Annotated in this window: 7 protein-coding genes; 4 read left to right on the forward strand and 3 right to left on the reverse strand. The window is 64.3% G+C overall.

The genetic code is table 11. The features are described 5' to 3' along the window. From AC1DT2_RS15355 to AC1DT2_RS15365, 3 genes are all read left to right on the forward strand, one after another. Positions 1–175: integrase core domain-containing protein (locus tag AC1DT2_RS15355; RefSeq protein WP_477297249.1), on the forward strand; the 175-nt coding region annotated here is incomplete at its 5' end. A 102-nt stretch (positions 176–277) separates the two neighbouring features. Next, a complete protein-coding gene (locus AC1DT2_RS15360) occupies positions 278–592 on the forward strand; it encodes a hypothetical protein (protein WP_477297242.1) in 315 nt (104 codons plus the stop codon). 113 nt (positions 593–705) lie between these two features. Continuing rightward, a complete protein-coding gene (locus tag AC1DT2_RS15365; RefSeq protein WP_477297243.1) occupies positions 706–1041 on the forward strand; it encodes a hypothetical protein in 336 nt (111 codons plus the stop codon). 250 nt (positions 1042–1291) lie between these two features. On the opposite strand, the gene AC1DT2_RS15370 is transcribed toward AC1DT2_RS15365, so the two are convergent. The 3 genes from AC1DT2_RS15370 to AC1DT2_RS15380 form a co-directional block, all read right to left on the reverse strand. Then, positions 1292–2668 (reverse strand): leucyl aminopeptidase family protein, encoded by a 1377-nt coding sequence (locus AC1DT2_RS15370; protein WP_477297245.1) that lies wholly within the window; start codon positions 2666–2668, stop codon positions 1292–1294. A 69-nt stretch (positions 2669–2737) separates the two neighbouring features. Beyond that, on the reverse strand, positions 2738–3436 hold the full coding sequence (locus tag AC1DT2_RS15375) for an HAD family hydrolase (RefSeq protein ID WP_063573045.1): 699 nt from the start codon (positions 3434–3436) through the stop codon (positions 2738–2740). Between the two features lie 5 nt (positions 3437–3441). Then, complete coding sequence (locus AC1DT2_RS15380; protein ID WP_477297246.1) at positions 3442–4932, reverse strand: LysM peptidoglycan-binding domain-containing protein; 1491 nt, start codon at positions 4930–4932, stop codon at positions 3442–3444. Between AC1DT2_RS15380 and AC1DT2_RS15385 the strand changes: the two genes are divergently transcribed. Then, a partial coding sequence (locus tag AC1DT2_RS15385; RefSeq protein WP_477297248.1) for a hypothetical protein occupies positions 4931–5111 on the forward strand: 181 nt, incomplete at its 3' end. The two genes, AC1DT2_RS15380 and AC1DT2_RS15385, sit on opposite strands and share 2 nt — an antisense overlap.

The raw sequence follows: 5111 nt of genomic DNA on the forward strand, positions 1-5111 counted from the left end.
GAATGAATCATTCAACGGACGGCTACGCGACGAATGCCTCAACGAGCACTGGTTTCCCAGCCTGCTGCACGCGCGAACCGAGATCGAAAACTGGCGCCGTGAATACAACGAGGAACGACCGAAGATGGCACTGGGCGGGCTGACGCCCGCCGCCTACGCAAAACAGTTACAGTAAATCCCGGACTCAAACCGAACCGCTACTCAAGGCGGGGGGACGTCGGACGCGCTGCGGGCGAAGTATCCATCACTTAAAAGGCCGGTGGGTTTATACCTTCGCATGGCTTCCCATGACCTGGTCATCGGAGAGGGCACCGAGCAGGAGCCGACGTCATTCAAACGGGCGAACTATTTTGATGGCTCGGTCCTCATGACGCCCATTTCAAAAATCACCCACCGTGACATCGTGTACGTAAGATCTCCTGAATATCCCGGGGTCTGCGATGATCTGAAGAGCAATCTGGTTGCGTACGAATGGTGTACCGGCGCGCGCGGTCCATCTACGCAGGATCAACGTCTTTATGAATGCAAGGACGAGCAGTGCGATAGCGGACTGCCGCCTGACACTTTAGACGCCGGGCCGAAGTCACGATGACCGGGAGCGAGCCTGAGGAATAAGGCCCGCCTGCTCCTGCCGAACGGGGTGCGGTGCCGATCGGAGGAGGTCGATGTCATAATCGGGCGTACGGGCCAAAACAGGGGTTTCTCATGAGCGATTTTGAAGCGCCGTCGCGCGAATACACGCGTCCGCCGATGACGCGCGGTGTTGATCCGCAGCGCATGAACTGGCTTTGGCAGTTGATCCTGCAGGCGACCGACCTGGATCCGAACGAGGTGCGTGCGGCGCTGGTGGCCTCCGGTGTGGCAGTTACCGGGAAGCGCCTGCATAGCTGGGAAGTGAGCGATCAGGACGACGCGTACTTTCCGCTGTCGATCRCGGAGCTGGAGCGGAACCTGCGCTCGGTGGTTGCGATGAAGAAGCAGAAGGCCGAGGCGATTGATGCGGCGATCGAGACCCAGCCTGAGGCCCCGCCCGAGGAATAACACTGCACGCTGCTTGGTAGGAGCCGATTCATCGGCGAATGGGTGCTTGCCGTAACCGGGCCCGCTGCCGCGGGATCGCCGGCAATAGCCGGCTCCCACACTGTTGTTGCAAGCCCCCATCGTTGTTGCAAGCACCCATCGTTGTTGCAAGCATCCATCGCCGATGAATCGGCTTCTACCAAGCACAGGCCCGGCAGGGCCTGAAGAGAAACGTTCGCGTTAGCGAACCTTCCTTTTCATCGGGCGAGGGTTACGAATAGCGCTCGGACAAGAACCGATAAAACGCGCGCAGACCCTGGGCTTCACCACCGCGCGGATGGGCCGGGCGGTCGGCGTCGTTCCACGAGTAGGTGTCCAGGTGCATCCAGTTCTGGGTCTCGGGAATGATGCGTTCGAGGTAGAGCGCGGCGGTGACGGCGCCGGCGTGACGCGAGGGGCCGGCGTTGGCGAAGTCCGCCACGTACGACTCCAGCATGCGACGGTACGGACGCCACAGCGGCAAGCGCCAGAGCGGATCGCCGACGAGTTCCGCTGAGCCGATGACGTGGTCGGCGAGCTGGTCGCGGTTGGTGAACAGCGCGGGCAGCTCGGGACCGAGTGCCACACGCGCGGCGCCGGTCAGCGTCGCGAAATCGATGATCAGATCCGGGGCCTGCTCCACCGCGTAGGCGATGGCATCGCAGAGCACCAGGCGACCTTCGGCATCGGTGTTGTCCACTTCCACCGTGTGTCCGGCGCGCGTCTTGATGACATCGCCCGGGCGCATGGCATTCCCGGCGATAGCGTTCTCGACGGCAGGAACGAGCAGGGTGAGGCGCACCGGCAGGCGCGCCTGCATCACCAGACCGGCGAGCGCGATAGCGTGTGCCGCGCCGCCCATGTCCTTCTTCATCCAGCGCATGCCATCGGACGGCTTGATGTCCAGGCCGCCGGTGTCGAAACAGACGCCCTTGCCGATGATGACCAGCTTCGGGTTGGAGTTCTTGCCCCAGTTCAGTTCGATCATGCGCGGCGCACGATGGCTTGCGCGGCCTACGGCATGAATGGTCGGGAAGTTCGCGGCGAGTAGTTCATCGCCTACCCATTCCTGCACCTTCGCCTTGTGTTCCTCGGCATGCGCGCGGATGGCGGCGGCGAGATGTTCCGGGCCCATATCTTCGGTGGGCGTATTGACCAGGTCGCGCACCTGCGTCGTGGCGTCGATCACCGGCTGCACGGRGCGCAGCGTCGCGGCGTCCACGACCAGCTGTGCCGGCGGACGCGCACGCGCGCGGTAACGATCGAAACGGTAGGCACCGAGTGCCCAGCCGAGTGCAAGCAGGTCGCGGTCTTCGATGACGCTCTCGGCGGCGARCTCGTACAGACCTTCAGGCAGGCGCGAGGGCAGGGAGCCGAGCGCCGCGATGGGATCCGTGCGGTCGACTCCGACAAGAATGCGCGCGATGGCGCCACTGGCGTCGGGCAGTACGAGGATGGCGCCCGGTGTCGGACGAAAGGCCGTCGAGATCAGCCACTGCCGATGCACCGCATCGAGCCGACCTTCGGCCRCCGGCATGCCTGCCATATCGACGGTCTCGATGGGGATGACGATACGTTTCCCGGACTTGCGTTCGATCAGCGGCGACATCAGGCCTCCCGTGCCTCGCGGTCATTGGCAACCGCGTCAATGGATTGTTGCAATCGGTGAACCGCTATTCTAGCTGTCCGTAACCGCCGACGCTTCTACCCAATCGGCTAAATGGGTCATATCCGGAAATTCCATGTCGGGCGCAGGTCCATGCGACCACACCTCACCCGTGCGATTGAGCCAAACGGTACGCAAGCCTGCCTCGCGCGCGCCGACGACATCCAGCAAGGGATCGTCGCCGACATGCAGGATCTCGCCGGGCTCGATACCCAGGGCTTCCGCGGCGGCCAGGAAAATGCGAGCGTCCGGCTTGGCCACGCCCAGTCCACCGGCGCTGATGCGCGTGTGGAAGAGGTGGTGCAGGCCGATGATCTCCAGGTCCGCGTTGCCGTTGGAGATGCTGACGATGGGCACGCGGTGCGCGATGCGCTCCAGCGCCGGCAGGCTGTCGGGGTAGAGCTCCACGTTATTGCGGGCGGCGAAGTACAGCCGCCACAGTTCATCCACCGGGGCATCGTCGATGCCGCAGTGCGCGAAGGCGGCGCGGATGGTCATCCGGCGCTGTTCGCTGAAATCGTGGGAAAGATGGGTGTTGTCGCGGGCGATCTGCTCGCGAAGCTCACGCATGGCCTCGATCGGCCATGCGCTTGCGACATCGGGATGGTGTTGCCTGAGCCAGCGGTCGACGACGTGCTCGGCCTCGATAAGGGCCGGCAGAACCGGCCACAGGGTATCGTCGAGGTCGAGGGAGACGGCGCGGACGGCCATAGGGCTCAGCGTGCGCTCACCTTGAGCACCTGGCCGGCGTGGACATTGTTGTCCTTCAGGCCGTTCATGGCGCGCAGCTGGTTCACGTCCACCGCGTTCTTCTTGGCGATGGAGTAGAGCGTGTCGCCGGCCGAGACCTTATAGGTGCGCGAAGCGACCATGGCGGCCGGCTTCTTCGCTTCCTTGGCGGCCGCGACCTTGGCTTCCGGCTTCGCAGCGGCCGGCTTGGCCTCGCTCAGCTTCGGCAGGACGACCTTGTTCGACTTCTCGGAGCTGTCGATCGCCGGCTTGGCGGCGATCTTGCCCTTCACCGTGACGGCATCGGCCAGGACCTTGGCGAACTTGCCGCCGACCTTGGCGTTGTCGGAGACCGAGAAGGCTTCCGAATGGACGCCGGAGAAGCCGACGTGCGCCGAGGTACTGACGCTGGCGACGACCGCGGCGAACTGCGACGGCTCAGCCGTGGTGGCAACAGAGGCCTTGGCCTCTTTGGCCGCCTTGGCGCCCTTGCCCTTGGTCTCTGCCTTGGCGACAGCGACTTCCTTCGCGGCTTCCGCCGGAGCGGCAGCGGCGACGGTCGGCGCAGTGGTCATCGCCTGGCCCACGTTGGCACGGGTGCCGACGGTGGAAGCGATCGTCGCGCGGCGAGCGGCATCGCCCGCAGCGAGCGAGGCGCCATCGGCGTACGGCACGAGGCTGTGCGAACGAAGCAGGGCGCTACCGGTGCTCGAAGTGACGAAAGCAAGGAATTCCTTGATCTCGGCGGCCTTCGGGTTGGTGTCGTTGGTGACCAGGTAGATCTCGCTGTAGAGCACGTAGGCGCCGCTGGCGACCGTCGATGCCGACGGCGTGACGCCGTCGATCTGCAGGATCTTCACCTTCTTGTTCGAGGCCACGCCCGCGAGGGTGGTAGCGCCCAGACCCTGCTTGTCGAGGGTCACGCCCTCTTCGAGCTTGGCCACATTGACGTACAGGCGCGGTGCGGCGACGGGCTGGTTGCCACGTCCGAACAGCAGGCGACGCATGCTGTATTCCACACCATCGGCCGGGCTGGCCACGGCGTAGAGGTTGATCGGGGCATCGGCACCGCCGAGCTCCTTCCAGTTCGTGATGTGCCCCATGTAGATCTCATGGAGCTGCTTGAGCGTGATGTTGCTCACCGGGTTGGACGGGTAGGTGACCATCACCAGGGCGTCCCACGCCACAGGCGTGAAGGTGAGTGACTGCTCGGCAGCGCCGACACCCGGACGCGCGGAGCCGGCGATATCCGCCGTGCCCTTGACGACAGCGTCGATACCGGAGGCCGTATTGAAGGGCTGCAGCTCGAACTTGCCCTTGCCGGATTTCTCCCAGGCCTTGGCGACGTCGATGACCACGCCGCGCGCGGTGGTGATATCGCCACGCCAGATGAGAGCCGTGTCGGCAGCGAAAAGGGTTGCAGAGGCGCTAAGGCCGATCAGCGTGGCGGTAAACAGTCGCGCAAGACGGAGAGACATGGACGGCAAGAACCTCGGGACGGAAGCGGGGTTGGGCATTGGGGCGCAATTGTGGGCTATTGAGGCCGTCGGCGCACCCTTTGACGTCAATCGGCATCCTGCCGGGGGGAAACGGAACGTAGGCTGTCGGGGTTGTGTGGGGGAGAGCATCGCCGATGAATCGGCTCCTACCGAGCAAG

The organism is Luteibacter sp. P4_E6 (assembly GCF_056401535.1).

Excerpts from the sequence above, each read along its gene's own strand:
- AC1DT2_RS15380 (WP_477297246.1), bottom strand. The coding sequence starts at position 4,932 with ATGTCTCTCCGTCTTGCGCGACTGTTTACCGCCACGCTGATCGGCCTT.
- AC1DT2_RS15375 (WP_063573045.1), bottom strand. The coding sequence starts at position 3,436 with ATGGCCGTCCGCGCCGTCTCCCTCGACCTCGACGATACCCTGTGGCCG.
- AC1DT2_RS15360 (WP_477297242.1), top strand. The coding sequence starts at position 278 with ATGGCTTCCCATGACCTGGTCATCGGAGAGGGCACCGAGCAGGAGCCG.